The organism is Saccharopolyspora spinosa NRRL 18395 (assembly GCF_000194155.1).
In the GTDB taxonomy this organism is placed as follows: Bacteria; Actinomycetota; Actinomycetes; order Mycobacteriales; family Pseudonocardiaceae; genus Saccharopolyspora; species Saccharopolyspora spinosa.
Genome location: NZ_GL877879.1, coordinates 526,329 through 539,218 on the forward strand (window position 1 = coordinate 526,329; position 12,890 = coordinate 539,218).

The window sequence follows — 12,890 nt, forward strand, 5'->3', positions numbered from 1 at the left end:
CGCCGCCGGGGGTTCGCGGTGGGGGTTCCGAGAGGTGCGGAGCACGTGCCGTGTCGGGGGATACGACACGTACTCCTCGCCGACCGGACTGGGCCGGTCGACCAGATCATTTGATGTCGAGCCGCTGACCGGGGAAGATCAGGTCCGGGTTGCTGATGATGTTCGAGTTGCGGTTGGCGATTTCCTGGAAGGTGACGCCGAACTTCTCGCCGATCTCGCTCAGGGTGTCGCCGATCTCGACCGTGTAGTCCGCGCCGCTGATCTTCGCCGCCGGCTTGGGCGTGGTCGCCTGGGGCTTGACCTTGGTCTCGGTCTGCTTCGGCGTGGTGGTCTTGACGGGCGTGGTGGTCTTGACCTGGGTGCCGCCGGTGGTCCAGTTGAGCTTGGCGGTGCAGCCGGGCCACGCGTTGGGGCCCTGCGCGGCGAGGACCTTCTCGGCGACGGCGATCTGCTGCTCGCGGGTCGCCTGGTGGGCGCTGCCGGCGTACTTGGTGCCGCCGAAGGCCGCCCAGGTCGATGCGCTGAACTGGAGTCCGCCGTAGTAGCCGTTGCCGGTGTTGATGCTCCAGTTGCCGCTGCTCTCGCACTGGGCAAGCCTGTCCCAGTTCGGGGCGTACGCCGCGTTGGCTGGGGCTGCGATTGCGATCGGAGTGGCGACCACAGCGCCGGCGACGGCGACGCGGGCGATGGTGCGGCCGGTATTCGAAGGCTTACGGTGCTTGCCGTTGTAGCGAGCCATGTTCCTCTCTCCTGCCGCGCCTGCGAGGTGAGCTGTCGGGTTCGGGCTGAGAGGCAGCCCGGCCGGCTCGGGGGAGCCGGCTTCACCCCTAGGGCTTCGGGGAGCCCGGGTGTTGGGTCCCCCGTCCCTGTCCGGTGTTCTTCGTTTCGGGGTCTGGAAGCCTGCTGGACAGGGTTCGGCGCTGCGGGCTTCCGCTCCTTGCTGATCGGTTCGGGGCCGACCGAGGAGCGACACTACGTAACCAACACGGAGATCGGAAACCTGAGATCATGTGACGCTGATCACAGTAACAGTGGGGGTGGGTGCTTCGATCCGGGGTATTTGTGCTGATCAGAGCGTCGTTATCAAGTCGTTTCCGGGTCGATATCGATCACCGACAGTGAGTCGTGGGTCACCTCTTTACTTCCCCCAAATACCGCTCGTCGCAGTGGTTCACCGCGCCGTCGGCTCATGTTTACTCTCGCCCGGGCGTGCCGAGACACCGTCGAGATGATCGCGAGGAGGGTTCGCATCGGCGCGCAGAGTAGCGATCTATGTCACTAGATCAGGGACTGGTAAGGCTGCCGAAGTACGCGGCTCAAAAATCAAGATCGACATGGTCCGGAGCGATATCCAAATGTCACCCGGGTGAGCGTGTACGACACGCCGACGCATGTTGTATTCGCGTGCGCGCGCACGCCCGCGCGCGCAGTAATTCAGTGTCGGTCCGGAAGGGCTCGGAAGGGGCGGGTCAACGGTGGGAGGACGTCCAGCGTCGCGTCGTCGGAGACCTCGACGGTGCGGTCTCGGACGGCGACGCCGTCGAGTAGGAAGCTGCACGCCGGCAGCACCTTCGACAGATTCTCGTCGTGCAGGTTCACCGCGGCGGCGATGACGTCCGCAGCGGTCACCGCGGCACCGTCCGGTCGCGCTACGCGCACCGTCTCCTCTGGGACTCCGGCGGCCGCGCGGGCACCTGCGAAGTACCTCACCTGCACCGCGACGGTCCGGGCCTGGTCCGGCAGCGCCGTCATCCGCTCAACCCCCGATAGCGCTCATCGGCCGGGCCGGCTGGGCGAACTCGCCCGAGTCCATGCCGTGCCCTGCGGCTTTCGCCCACATCGTTTCCTGCCACAACCGGATCAGTTCGGTGTCGTCCGCCCCGGCGCGCATCGGTCCGCGCAGGTCCGTCTCGGTCGTCGAGAACAGGCACGAGCGCAACTGGCCGTCGGCGGTCAGCCGGGTCCGGTCGCACGCCGAGCAGAACGGCCTGGTCACCGAGGCGATCACGCCGACCGTGGCTGGCCCGCCGTCGACCAGCCAGCGCTCAGCGGGGGCGGAGCCCCGCTCGGCGACGTCCGGGGCGAGGTCGAACTCGGCGCTGAGCCGGTCCAGGATCTCCTCGGCGGTGATCATCTGCTCGCGGTCCCAGTCGTGCTGGGCGTCCAGCGGCATCTGCTCGATGAACCGCAGCTGGTAGCCGCGCTCGATGCAGAACCGCAGCAGATCGCAGGGCTCGTGGTCGTTGATCCCGCGCATCAGCACCGCGTTGACCTTGACCGGTTCCAGCCGCATCGTCTTCGCCGCCGCGAGCCCGGCGAGCACGTCGTCGAGGCGGTCGCGACGGGCGAGTCGCTTGAACACGTCTCGGTCGAGGGTGTCCAGCGATACGTTGACCCGGTTCAGCCCGGCGCGCACCAGCGGTTCGGCGTAGCCGCCGAGGTTGATCCCGTTGGTGGTCAGCGATGTCTTCGGGTGGCCGGGCAGGGCAGAGGTCGCCGCGATGATGTCCACCAGGTCCTGCCGCAGCAGCGGTTCGCCACCGGTGAAGCGCACCGTGTTGACGCCGAGTTCCTCGACGGCGATGCGGATCAGCCGGTTCATCTCGTCGGTGTCGAGCAACTCCGCGCGCTTCAACCACGGCAAGCCCTCGGCGGGCATGCAGTAGGTGCAGCGCAGGTTGCATTTGTCGATAAGGGAAACGCGCAAATCGGTGGCCACGCGACCGAACCGGTCCACCAGCTGGGGCGTGTCCGGACGCGCGGACGTGTCGGTCGTGCGGCGCACGAGCGGGATTCCCAGGTCCACCGCGGTCACCCCACGACCCTAGCGCGTAGCGGCGGGGTATTTCGATCGCGCCAGCGGTTTTGTGCGGATCCGCCTAGCGGTTCGACGGGGGAGCCGACGACTCCGCGGAAAGCACAAACCCGTTGCAAGATCCTGATTGGCGGGTATATTCCCTGGTTTTTCCCGCATCTGCGGAAGTATTGTTCCGGCTGTGCCGCACTATCGGATTTCAGAGGCCGCCGGGCTGCTCGGTGTCAGCGACGACACGGTGCGCCGGTGGATCGAGGGCGGGCAGCTGCCGTCGGATCGGGACTCCGCCGGTCGGCGCACCGTCGACGGCGCCGCGCTCGCCGAGTTCGCCCGCGCCCAGGCGCGCTCGACGCCGGATCCCTCCGGCATCGGCCGGTCGGCGCGCAACCGGTTCGTCGGGCTGGTCACCGAGGTGGTCTCGGACCGGGTCATGTCGCAGGTGGAGATGCAGTGCGGCCCGCACCGGATCGTCTCGCTGATGAGCACCGAGGCGGTGCGCGAGCTCGGGTTGGTGCCCGGGGCGCTGGCGGTTGCCGTGGTCAAATCGACCAATGTCGTGGTGGAAATACCGGGAGAGGGATGATGGCGAAGCTCAGGATGATCGTCGGTGCGCTGGTTGCGCTCGTGCTGCTGGCCGGGTGCGGGCAGGCCGGGCAGCAGTCCCAGCCGCAGCGCACGGTGACAGTGCTCGCCGCGGCGTCCCTCACCGAGTCCTTCGACGAGCTTGGCACGCGGTTCACGCAGCAGCACCCCGATGTGCGGGTGCAGTTCGACTACCAGGGCTCGTCGACGCTGGCCGAGCAGATCAAGCAGGGCCGCGCCGCGGACGTCTTCGCCTCGGCGGACACGAAGAACATGGACAAGGTGCGCGACCTGGTTGGCCAGCCGGAGACGTTCGCGACGAACCAGCTGACGATCGTGGTCCCGCCGGGCAACCCGGCCCACATCGTCTCGCTCGCCGATCTCGCCGCGCCCGGCCGGACCGTCGTGGTCTGCGCGCCGCAGGTGCCGTGCGGCTCGGCCACGCAGAAGGTGGCGCAGGCTTCCGGCGTGCAGCTGACGCCGGCCAGCGAGGAGAACGACGTGAAGTCGGTGCTGCAGAAGGTCGTTGCGGGGGAGGCGGATGCCGGGCTCGTGTACGTCACCGACGCGAAGGCGGCCGGGGCCCAGGCGCAGGCGGTTGACTTCCCGGAGGCGCAGCAGGCGGTCAACACCTATCCGATCGCGACGATCGGGGCCGCGCCGGAGAAGCAGCTGGCCGCGGAGTTCATGGCGTTCGTGCGCGGTCCGGTCGGCCGCGAGGTCCTCGGCCAGCACGGTTTCGGGACTCCGTGACCAGACGATCACCGCAATTTCAATGGAAATCGGACCTTCCGACCCAGGTGCCGGTGGTGCTTTGGGTGCCGGCGGTGCTCGCGCTGGCGCTCGTGGTCCTGCCGGTCCTGGGGCTGCTGACCCGCGTCGACCCGGCACGCCTGCCGGCGCTGCTGCTCAGCCCCGCCGCGCTCGACGCCCTGTGGCTGTCGGTGATCACCGGGCTGATCTCCACCGGGTTGTCCCTCGTGCTGGGCGGACCGCTGGCGCTGGTGCTGGCGCGGTCCCGGATGCGCGGACTGCGCGTGGTGCGGGCGTTCGTGCTGCTGCCGCTGGTGCTTCCACCGGTCGTCGGCGGCCTCGCGCTGCTTTACCTGCTGGGGCGCACCGGCCCGCTCGGGCAGCTGCTCGACACCGTGGGCATTCGCCTGCCGTACACGACGGCGGCCGTGGTGCTGGCGCAGACGTTCGTCGCGATGCCGTTCCTCGTGATCGGCCTGGAAGGCGCACTGCGGACCGCGGGCGGGCGTTACGAGGAGGTCGCCGCGACGCTCGGCGCCGGGCCCTGGTTGACGTTCCGGCGGGTCACCGTGCCGCTGCTGCTGCCCGCGCTCGGGTCGAGCTTGGTGCTGACCTTCGCGCGGGCGTTGGGGGAGTTCGGCGCGACGATCACCTTCGCCGGTAGTTTGCAGGGCACCACCCGGACCCTGCCCCTGGCCATCTACAACACGGCCCAGTCCGATGTGGACGCTGCGGTGGCGATGTCGTTGCTGCTGGTGGTGGTGGCGCTGCTGGTCATCGTGGTGGCCCGACCCAAGGCGGTGGAAGGACGGCTGTGAGCGGATTGCGGGCCGACATCGAGTTCCGGCGCCCCGATTTCACGCTGCGCGCGGAGTTCGAGGTGGCGCCGGGCGAGGTCCTCGCCGTGCTCGGGCCGAACGGGGCGGGCAAGTCCACGCTGCTGTCCGTGCTGGCAGGGCAGCTGGTGCCGCATCGCGGGCGGGTCGAGCTGGACGGCGCGTCGTGGCTGGACACCGACCGCGGGATCAACGTGCCGACGCACCGCCGGGGCGTCGGGCTGCTCGCGCAGAACGCCCTGCTGTTCCCGAACCTGACGGCCCTGGAAAACGTCGCTTTCGGCCCGCGCGCGGCCGGCGTCCGCAAGGCGGAGGCCCGGGAAATCGCCGTTCACTGGCTGTCCGAAGTGGACGTTTCGGGCCTGGCGGCGCGCAAGCCCGGGCGGCTGTCCGGTGGTCAGGCGCAGCGCGTGGCGCTGGCCCGGGCGCTGGCGGCCAACCCGCAGCTGCTGCTGCTCGACGAGCCGTTGGCGGCGCTCGACGTCGACGCGGCCCCAGCCATGCGCGGGCTGCTGCACCAAGTGCTGCGCCGGCAGGAGAAACCGACCGTGTTGGTCACCCACGACGTGCTGGACGCGGTCGTGCTGGCCGACCAGCTGCTTGTGCTGCTCGACGGCTGCGTCGTCGAGCAGGGCCCGACCCGCGAGGTGCTGGCCCGGCCGAAGGAGGCCTTCACGGCGCGGGTGGCCGGGCTCAACCTGGTGCCCGGGGTGGCTGCGGCGGACGGCATCTCGTTCGGGGACGGCGCGATCAGCGGCCGGCTCGTCGAGGCGCTGGAGCAGGGCGAATCCGCCGCTGCGGTGTTCGCACCGTCGGCCGTCGCCGTGCACCGCGAGCGACCGAACGGCAGCCCGCGCAACGCGATCCCGGTGCGGTTGGCGGCGCTCGAACCGCGCGGCGACGTCGTGCGGGTGCGCGGCGTGGCGCGGAACTGCTCGCTGGCCGCCGACGTGACCCCAGCGGCCGTCGCCGATCTGCGGCTCACCCCGGACGACGAGGTCTGGTTCGTGGTGAAGGCCGCCGAAGTAGCCATCCACCCCACCTCCGGTGGATCATCGGGGGCGTGACTGAGCCATCCCCCTGGACGTACCTGATGGACATGGACGGCGTGCTCGTGCACGAGGAGCACATGGTGCCGGGCGCGGACACCTTCCTGGCGGCCCTGCGCGACAACGACATCCCGTTCATGGTCTTCACCAACAACTCGATCTACACCCCGCGTGACCTGCGCGCCCGCCTGCAGCGAACCGGGCTCGACGTCCCCGAGGGTGCGATCTGGACCTCCGCGCTGGCGACTGCGCAGTTCCTGGAGAAGCAGCGGCCCGGCGGCACGGCCTACGTGGTCGGCGAGTCGGGGCTGACCACGGCGCTGCACAACATCGGCTACGTGCTGACCGACCGCGATCCGGACTACGTCATCCTCGGCGAGACCCGCACCTACAGCTTCGAGGCGATCACCAAGGCGATCCGGCTGGTCGAGGCGGGCTCGCGGTTCATCGCCACCAACCCCGACGAGAAGGGGCCGAGCCGGGAGGGCACGCTGCCCGCCACCGGCGCCGTCGCCGCGCTGATCGAGCGGGTGACCGGCCGCGCGCCCTACTACGTGGGCAAGCCGAACCCGCTGATGATGCGGTCGGCGCTGCGCCACCTGGGCGTGCACTCGGAGAACACCCTGATGATCGGGGACCGGATGGACACCGACGTCCGCTCCGGGCTGGAGTCGGGTCTGCAGACGATCCTGGTGCTGTCCGGGATCTCCAACGAGAACACCGCGGAGTTGTTCCCGTACCGGCCGACGAAGGTGGTCAACTCGATTGCCGACCTCACCAGCCACGTCCTCGACCCGTTCGAGGCCTGAGGCGGCGGGCACCCGTGGCCGGCGGGCGCGGGCGCCCGGTCCATGATCATCCGCATCCACGAGCCGCCGGTCCGCCGCTGACGTTCGTGGCACTGCGCCCGGGTGGTCGGTGGTATGCCAATGCGCCGGACGTCACCGGACGCGCATGAACGCGTACGGATCGTCGGCGTCGACGATGCGCTTGCCCAGCGGCATCAGCGAGACGGGTACGAGCTTGAAGTTCGCGATGCCCAGCGGGATGCCGATGATCGTGACGCAGAGGGCGAGGCCGGTGAAGATGTGCCCGAGCGCCAGCCACCAGCCGGCCAGCACCAGCCAGATGATGTTGCCGATGGCGGCGAACGCACCCGAGGCCGGCTCGTCCACCAGCCGCCGGCCGAACGGCCACAGCGCGAAGTTGGCCATCCGGAAGGACGCGATGGCGAACGGGATGCCGATGATCGTGATCGCCAGCAGGACCCCGGCGAACGCGTAGCCCACCGCCATCCAGAACCCGCACAGCACCAACCAGATGATGTTCAGCAACAACCGCATGCCTATACGGTGCCAGCCCGGCGCCCGCCCCGCCGGACCCCGGTGCTACGCGCATCGCCACGCAGGACGAGTCTGGAAACAGCCCCTATGACAGCCCAAAGTGTTCATTAGGCCTTGACCAGGCGGAACGGTGCGGTTCAGGCGAGGAGTTCGCCGCGTAGGACCGTGACGGCCCGGCCTCGGAGTCCGACCCGGTGCCCGCGCAGGGCCATCTGGACGATGCCGCCACGCCGGGACGCCTGCTCGCCGACGAACGTCGTGTCGTGCTCGTCGCGCCCGAGCTGCACCGCCCACCAGTTCGCCAGCAGGCAGTGCGCCGAACCGGTCACCGGGTCCTCCGGGATGCCGACCTGCGGGGCGAACACGCGGCTGACGAAGTCGATGCCGGGCCGGTCGCCGGGCGCGGTGACGATCACCCCGCCCGTCGCGATTTCCGCCAACGCCTCGAAATCCGGCCGCACCGCGCGGACTTCGGCGGCGGACGCGGCGAGCGTGAGCACCTTGGTCTCGCCCTGCGCGGCCTCTTCGATGGTGATGCCGGGCAGCCCGGCGGCCAGCGCCTCGGGCGGCTCCACCGGCTCGGCGCGGTCGACGGGGAAGTCCATCTCGATCCAGCCGTCGGCCTGCGCGGTGCAGGTGAGCACCCCGCTGCGGGTGTCGAAGACCTGGTCGCCGCCGAGCACGTGCGCGGTGGCGAGGGTGGCGTGCCCGCACAGCGGCACCTCGGTTATGGGGGTGAACCAGCGCAGCGGTTTCGGCTCGTCGCCCGGGCCGCCGACCACGGCGAACGCGGTCTCGGAGTGCTGCAGCTCGGCGGCAACCGCCTGCATCCACTCGACCTCGGCAGGGGCGTCCAACAGCACGACCCCGGCGGGATTTCCGGAGAACGCGCTGTCGGTGAAGGAGTCCACGACAAAGGCACGCACCTCTGAACCCTATGCAACCGCATGCGGCGTCGTCATCTCGCTTGCCCGGCTAAGGGAATCCCGACGGCAGGTCGCCGCTCCTCGTGGGTGAGCTCGGCAGCAGCGGGGCGTCGGTGGCGCAGGCGAACAGCTTCGTGCCCGATGTGTCCATCGTGGCCAGCTTGACGCAGTCGAAGGTGAGCCAGTCGACCCGAGGATGGTCGAAACACCCGGCGGTTGCTGCCGGACTTGATTTGCCACACCCCCGCCGTGGCGTTCGCCGTCGGGGTCAACCTGCTTGGTGCAGTGCTGGTGTCAATGTTGTTGTTGGTGCTGAACGCCCCGGCGAGGACGACGTCCTCGACACCTGGCTGGGCGGGCAGGAGGTGCACCGCTACGCCGACCTCGCTCCGCTGGTCGGCGTGCAAGGCAACACCGAAGGCATGGCCCTCCACGCGAGGCAGGGTGCTGCGCTGGTGCGCAGGCCCCATCCCGCTGCCGACATCGTCGCCGAGATCGAGGCCGAAGCCACTCGGGCGCTGACCGGCCTCAACCCCTGAGCAGCTGCCGAGAAGTTGCGCTGCCGTCCGGGAATCAGCCCTTGGCTTTGAGCTTGGCGAGTTCGGCGGCGTCTTCGGCGCCGAACTGGTCCTCCAGTTGCTCCGGGGAGGCGTCGACGTCGATCTGGGCCAGCGGCACGCCGCGGGCGCTGGCGATCGCGCCGAGGCGGCGGGTCGCGCGGTCCGAGGCGTAAGCCGTGAGTTCATCCATGTCCAGTTCGAAGGGCAGCACCTCGGGTGCGTCCTCCGGCTTCCACTGGACCTGGGCGATGGCGTGCGGCAGCAGCCGGCCCATCTGGTCCTGCACCACGTCCCAGTTGCGCTCGTCGGCGGCGACGTGGCGGCGGCAGGTGAACGTGCCCCACGCCATGTGGCGGCGCTCGTCGTCGCCGATGCGCCGGATGACCTCCTGCATGCCGGGCAGGATGCCGCGGCTGACGCAGATCTTGTGCCAGGCGTAGTAGCCGGTCAGGGCCAGCGTGCCCTCCACGACGTGGTTGTAGGTGACCGACGCGCGCACCTGGTTCTCCGGGCTGGGGTCGTCGTGCAGCGCGTGCAGCGACTCGGGCAGCGCACGGTAGAAGATCTCGCGGTAGCCGGGGTTCTCCTCGACGAGCCCGTGCAGGTCTTCGGTGAGTCCGATGGCGTCCAGCCACAGCCGGAACACCTGGGTGTGCTTGGCCTCTTCGAACACGAACTGCGTCAGGTACATCTCGTCGCCGAACCGGCCCTCGGCGGCCATCGCGGCCACGAACGGCTGGAGGTCCTGGGTTACGGCTTCTTCGCCGGCGATGAACTGAGCGCAGAGGCCGGCCACGCTGCGCTGCTCTTCCTCGTTGAGCCGCCGCCAGTCCTCGGTGTCCTTGCTGAAGTCGATGTCGGCGGGGTTCCAGAACTTGGCGTTGCCCTTGTTGAAGAGGCGCAGCGGCAGCGAGTCCCAGTTCAGGCCGCTGGCCCGCAGGGAGTGGAAACCTTCGCGATGGGCGGGGTGCGCGGTGGTGCTAATCATTGAAGGACTCCAGCTCGCCGAAATGTGAGAAATATTACGACACGATTTTCGGTACTGCACAGTTTCGAGTCAAGGGATTGGGAGCCGGGCGGCGAGTCCGCTCGTACGTAGGGTGAGGCGCGTGGCAGAACAGCGCAGTGCCCCGACCGTCGGTTTCGACCTGGACATGACCCTGATCGACCCGCGCCCCGGCATGGTGCGCGCCATCGAAGCACTGAACGCGGAGTTCGCGTTGTCACTGGACGGCGAGGCCTTCGCCGCGCACCTGGGGCCGCCGCTGGCCGACGCGATGCGCGGATACGGCTTCGACGAGCCGATGGTCGAGCGGCTGGTTAACCACTTCCGCGAGATCTACCCGTCAGTGGTGGTCGGGGTGACCGAGCCGATGCCGGGCGCCGCGCGGGCGCTGGATGCGGTCCGCGAAGCCGGCGGGCGCACGTTGGTGATAACCGGGAAGTTCGAGCCGAACGCGGCCCTGCATCTCAAGGCGTTCGGCTGGGACGTCGACCTGCTCGCCGGCGATGTATTCGCCGCGGCGAAGGGTGAGGTGCTGCGCGAGGAGGGCGCGACGATCTACGTCGGCGACCACCTCGGCGACATCGTCGGCGCGAAGACTGCGGGAGCGGTCGCCGTCGGCGTGGCCACCGGCCCCTACGGCGTCGACGAGCTGGTGGAGGCCGGTGCCGACGTCGCGCTGCGCGACCTGACGGAGTTCCCGGAGTGGCTCGCGCAGCACGCCTGATCGTGCTGGGGTGCCTGGAGGAGTAGGAGGCGATTTCGCGCGAAATCGCGGGCGTGGAACCCCTGTGCCGGGCGTGGTCTCGCTTGGCGGATTCAGCGCCTGCGGTTGCGGAAGATGGTTGCGACCACGCCGAAGATCAGGCCGGCCGGGCACAGCAGGGTGGCGAGGTTCAGCCAGATCGGCAGGTTCTGGTAGCCGGCGGCGGCCAGCCCGAAGATCATGACGATCGCCAGCAGGCCCAACCCGAACAGGACCATCGATACCAAGAGCACTGCGGACCTGGACCTTGCACTAGCCATGCTGAGCAGCGTATTCACGACTGAACCGGGTGCCGCAGCGGGCCTTGGTCAATAAGGTCGGGTGTTATCGGCTGGTTACGCGGTACGCTTGGCGTGACGCGTCCCGGCGCGCCCAACTGCGTGGCGTATTCGGGGCGCTTTCGTCGTGCCGGGGTCGTTCGGTCCCACTCGGCGGAGCAGACAACGACGACGGAGGCCCCGGAGACCGGGGCGGCGCATTCGACAGGGAACGGTGAGGACAGTGCCTACCGGCAGGGTCAAGTGGTTCGACGCGGAAAAAGGCTTCGGCTTCCTGACCCAGGACGGTGGGGAGGACGTTTACGTGCGGTCCTCCGCGCTGCCGTCCGGCGTGGATGCGCTCAAAACCGGCCAGCGCGTCGACTTCGACATGGCGCAGGGGCGCCGCGGTCCGCAGGCGCTCAAGGTGAAGCTGCTGGACCCGCTGCCGTCGGTGGCGGAGGCGCACCGCCGCTCCGCCGACGAACTCCACGGCATGGTCGAGGACATGATCAAGCTCCTGGAGCTGAAGATCCAGCCCGACCTGCGCCGCGGTCGCTACCCGGATCGCAAGGTCGCCAAGCGCATCGGTGAGGTCGTCCGGGCGGTCGCCCGCGAGCTCGATCCGGGCACCTGACGAACGTCGCGGAGGCCGGGCGCATCGCGGTGCGCCCGGCCTCTTCATGCCTTTCGGCAGGGGTGGCCGTGGTCGGTCGGCAGATCCGGCGATGGGTGTCCGGATTCCTAGATTCACCTGCAAGAAAGCCAAGATCATCGCGCTCGCGGTGGCGCTTGGGATCTCCCTCGGCCCGGCGACGGCGCACGCCGCGCCAGAGCCGACTGCGCCCGCCATCGACGAGTACCTGACCGACGCGCTCGAATCCACCGGCGTGCCCGGGTTCTCGGTCGTGGTCACCAAGGACGACAGGGTCGTGCACGCCGCCGGTTACGGCCACGATTCCAAGGGCAGCCGATCACCGCGGACACCCCGATGCGGGTCGCGGCGGTGAGCAAGTCGTTCACCAGACTTCCGGTTTCTCCGTCCGCACGATCGACATCAACGCGCTGGAAGACGCGGGCTCGCTCGCCGACTACGGCTCGCGGCTGACCACTGGTTCGCTGGCCGCCGAGCCGGGCGCGCATTGTGAGGACTGCAACGTCAACTACGACCATGCGCCCGGGCGGAGCGCGAACACCGCATCGGCGTTCGCGCCGTCGCCGACGGCGCGGGGTACCTGTCGCTCGGATCTCGCAACGGGTGATCGCGGAGATGCACGGCGGCCGGGCCACCCGGCGCAACGCCGCCCGCGACCGGGTGGCGACCCTGACCCGGCGGGAACGCGAGGTGCTGGCGCTGGCCGGCGCGGGACTGTCCAAACAGGACGTCGCGCAGCGGCTGTTCCTGGCCTAAGGCACCGTAAGACGCACGTCCGGGCGATCCTGCAGCGCCTGTCCGCGAACAATCGCGTCCTGGCTGCGATCACCGCCTACGAGGCAGGGCTGGTCGGCGGCTGAAGCCGCCGTCACTCGTGGATGTTCAGGATCCAGGTGCCGCCGATGCCGAAGTCGACACCGCCGTCCGTGCCCTGGGTCAGCACCGCCGAGAACTGCTGGACCTCCACGTGCTCCAGCCTGGTGCCGTCCGGCGGCACCTGCAGCGTGTAGGCGTGGCGCTCGTTGGGGCGGAAGACCGCGCTGCGGCCGTCCAGCTCCTGGCCGTTCGTGCCGCGGTAGATGAACGCCACCTGCCACGGCGTGGCGGCGACCTCGCCGGGCACCGAGATCTGCAGCGGATCGTTGTCCGGCACCCGCAGGTTGCCGACGGTGTTCTCCGACGGCTGCACGCAGTTCTGCCCCGTCGCGTCGCAGAGCTGGGCGGGGTTGACGGCCACCGAGTTCCCGTGCGAGTAGAAGGTGACCTGCGGTTCGCTGGGTGCGGCACAACCGGCGACGAGCGCGATGCCCGCCACCGCCAGCAGCGGCTTCAGTCCACGATGCAC

At 69.4% G+C, this 12,890-nt stretch carries 18 protein-coding genes and 1 riboswitch; of the genes, 10 read left to right on the forward strand and 8 right to left on the reverse strand.

The features are described from left to right. Positions 1–106: 106 nt before the first annotated feature. The 3 genes from SSPN_RS0121550 to moaA all read right to left on the reverse strand — a co-directional run bounded on the left by SSPN_RS0121550 (position 107) and on the right by moaA (position 2,815). A complete protein-coding gene (locus SSPN_RS0121550; protein WP_010308614.1) occupies positions 107–739 on the reverse strand; it encodes a LysM peptidoglycan-binding domain-containing protein in 633 nt (210 codons plus the stop codon). A 1-nt stretch (position 740) separates the two neighbouring features. Continuing rightward, a riboswitch (cyclic di-AMP (ydaO/yuaA leader) is annotated at positions 741–886 on the reverse strand. A gap of 548 nt (positions 887–1,434) precedes the next feature. Then, positions 1,435–1,752: a MoaD/ThiS family protein gene (locus SSPN_RS0121555; protein ID WP_010308617.1), complete on the reverse strand. Its 318-nt coding sequence runs from the start codon at positions 1,750–1,752 to the stop codon at positions 1,435–1,437. 4 nt (positions 1,753–1,756) lie between these two features. Beyond that, positions 1,757–2,815 carry a GTP 3',8-cyclase MoaA gene (moaA, locus tag SSPN_RS0121560; protein ID WP_010308620.1) on the reverse strand — a complete coding sequence of 353 codons (1,059 nt, stop codon included), beginning with the start codon at positions 2,813–2,815 and terminating at the stop codon, positions 1,757–1,759. A gap of 181 nt (positions 2,816–2,996) precedes the next feature. On the opposite strand from moaA, the gene SSPN_RS0121565 reads away from it, so the two are divergent. Genes SSPN_RS0121565 through SSPN_RS0121585 form a run of 5 tightly spaced genes read left to right on the forward strand, consistent with a single transcriptional unit; the run spans position 2,997 to position 6,844 of the window. After that, positions 2,997–3,398 (forward strand): TOBE domain-containing protein, encoded by a 402-nt coding sequence (locus SSPN_RS0121565; protein ID WP_010308623.1) that lies wholly within the window; start codon positions 2,997–2,999, stop codon positions 3,396–3,398. Further along, complete coding sequence (gene modA / locus SSPN_RS0121570; protein ID WP_010308628.1) at positions 3,395–4,150, forward strand: molybdate ABC transporter substrate-binding protein; 756 nt, start codon at positions 3,395–3,397, stop codon at positions 4,148–4,150. The genes SSPN_RS0121565 and modA overlap by 4 nt, the downstream gene beginning before the upstream one ends. Positions 4,151–4,197: 47 nt before the next feature. Then, positions 4,198–4,968 carry an ABC transporter permease gene (locus SSPN_RS0121575; protein ID WP_010308632.1) on the forward strand — a complete coding sequence of 257 codons (771 nt, stop codon included), beginning with the start codon at positions 4,198–4,200 and terminating at the stop codon, positions 4,966–4,968. Further along, entirely contained in the window at positions 4,965–6,053 is a 1,089-nt protein-coding gene (locus tag SSPN_RS0121580) for a sulfate/molybdate ABC transporter ATP-binding protein (RefSeq protein ID WP_010308635.1), read from the forward strand. The genes SSPN_RS0121575 and SSPN_RS0121580 overlap by 4 nt, the downstream gene beginning before the upstream one ends. Before the next feature lie 26 nt (positions 6,054–6,079). Then, entirely contained in the window at positions 6,080–6,844 is a 765-nt protein-coding gene (locus tag SSPN_RS0121585; protein ID WP_010308639.1) for an HAD-IIA family hydrolase, read from the forward strand. Positions 6,845–6,976: 132 nt separating this feature from the next. On the opposite strand, the gene SSPN_RS0121590 is transcribed toward SSPN_RS0121585, so the two are convergent. Both SSPN_RS0121590 and SSPN_RS0121595 read right to left on the reverse strand, forming a co-directional pair. Further along, positions 6,977–7,378, reverse strand: a complete 402-nt coding sequence (locus tag SSPN_RS0121590) for a YccF domain-containing protein (RefSeq protein ID WP_010308641.1) — start codon at positions 7,376–7,378, stop codon at positions 6,977–6,979. Between the two features lie 137 nt (positions 7,379–7,515). Then, positions 7,516–8,304 (reverse strand): PhzF family phenazine biosynthesis protein, encoded by a 789-nt coding sequence (locus SSPN_RS0121595; protein WP_029535589.1) that lies wholly within the window; start codon positions 8,302–8,304, stop codon positions 7,516–7,518. Between the two features lie 83 nt (positions 8,305–8,387). On the opposite strand from SSPN_RS0121595, the gene SSPN_RS55135 reads away from it, so the two are divergent. Continuing rightward, positions 8,388–8,843, forward strand: a complete 456-nt coding sequence (locus tag SSPN_RS55135) for a nitronate monooxygenase family protein (protein ID WP_010308647.1) — start codon at positions 8,388–8,390, stop codon at positions 8,841–8,843. A gap of 34 nt (positions 8,844–8,877) precedes the next feature. Here SSPN_RS55135 and SSPN_RS0121605 read toward each other — a convergent pair whose 3' ends face one another. Then, positions 8,878–9,852 carry a R2-like ligand-binding oxidase gene (locus SSPN_RS0121605; RefSeq protein ID WP_010308649.1) on the reverse strand — a complete coding sequence of 325 codons (975 nt, stop codon included), beginning with the start codon at positions 9,850–9,852 and terminating at the stop codon, positions 8,878–8,880. A 121-nt stretch (positions 9,853–9,973) separates the two neighbouring features. On the opposite strand from SSPN_RS0121605, the gene SSPN_RS0121610 reads away from it, so the two are divergent. Further along, the gene (locus SSPN_RS0121610) at positions 9,974–10,594 is read left to right on the forward strand and encodes an HAD family hydrolase (RefSeq protein WP_010308653.1); all 621 of its coding nucleotides are present in this window, start codon (positions 9,974–9,976) and stop codon (positions 10,592–10,594) included. A 92-nt stretch (positions 10,595–10,686) separates the two neighbouring features. On the opposite strand, the gene SSPN_RS55140 is transcribed toward SSPN_RS0121610, so the two are convergent. Continuing rightward, positions 10,687–10,866 (reverse strand): hypothetical protein, encoded by a 180-nt coding sequence (locus tag SSPN_RS55140; protein WP_237710680.1) that lies wholly within the window; start codon positions 10,864–10,866, stop codon positions 10,687–10,689. A gap of 268 nt (positions 10,867–11,134) precedes the next feature. Here SSPN_RS55140 and SSPN_RS61725 point away from each other — a divergent pair, with 268 nt between their 5' ends. The 3 genes from SSPN_RS61725 (at position 11,135) to SSPN_RS60095 (ending at position 12,301) form a co-directional block, all read left to right on the forward strand. Beyond that, positions 11,135–11,527, forward strand: a complete 393-nt coding sequence (locus tag SSPN_RS61725) for a cold-shock protein (protein WP_010308657.1) — start codon at positions 11,135–11,137, stop codon at positions 11,525–11,527. A 91-nt stretch (positions 11,528–11,618) separates the two neighbouring features. Next, a complete protein-coding gene (locus tag SSPN_RS0121625; protein WP_010308661.1) occupies positions 11,619–11,900 on the forward strand; it encodes a serine hydrolase in 282 nt (93 codons plus the stop codon). Positions 11,901–12,148: 248 nt separating this feature from the next. Continuing rightward, complete coding sequence (locus tag SSPN_RS60095) at positions 12,149–12,301, forward strand: LuxR C-terminal-related transcriptional regulator (RefSeq protein WP_010308665.1); 153 nt, start codon at positions 12,149–12,151, stop codon at positions 12,299–12,301. Between the two features lie 112 nt (positions 12,302–12,413). On the opposite strand, the gene SSPN_RS0121635 is transcribed toward SSPN_RS60095, so the two are convergent. Beyond that, positions 12,414–12,890 (reverse strand): DUF2771 family protein, encoded by a 477-nt coding sequence (locus tag SSPN_RS0121635; protein WP_010308669.1) that lies wholly within the window; start codon positions 12,888–12,890, stop codon positions 12,414–12,416.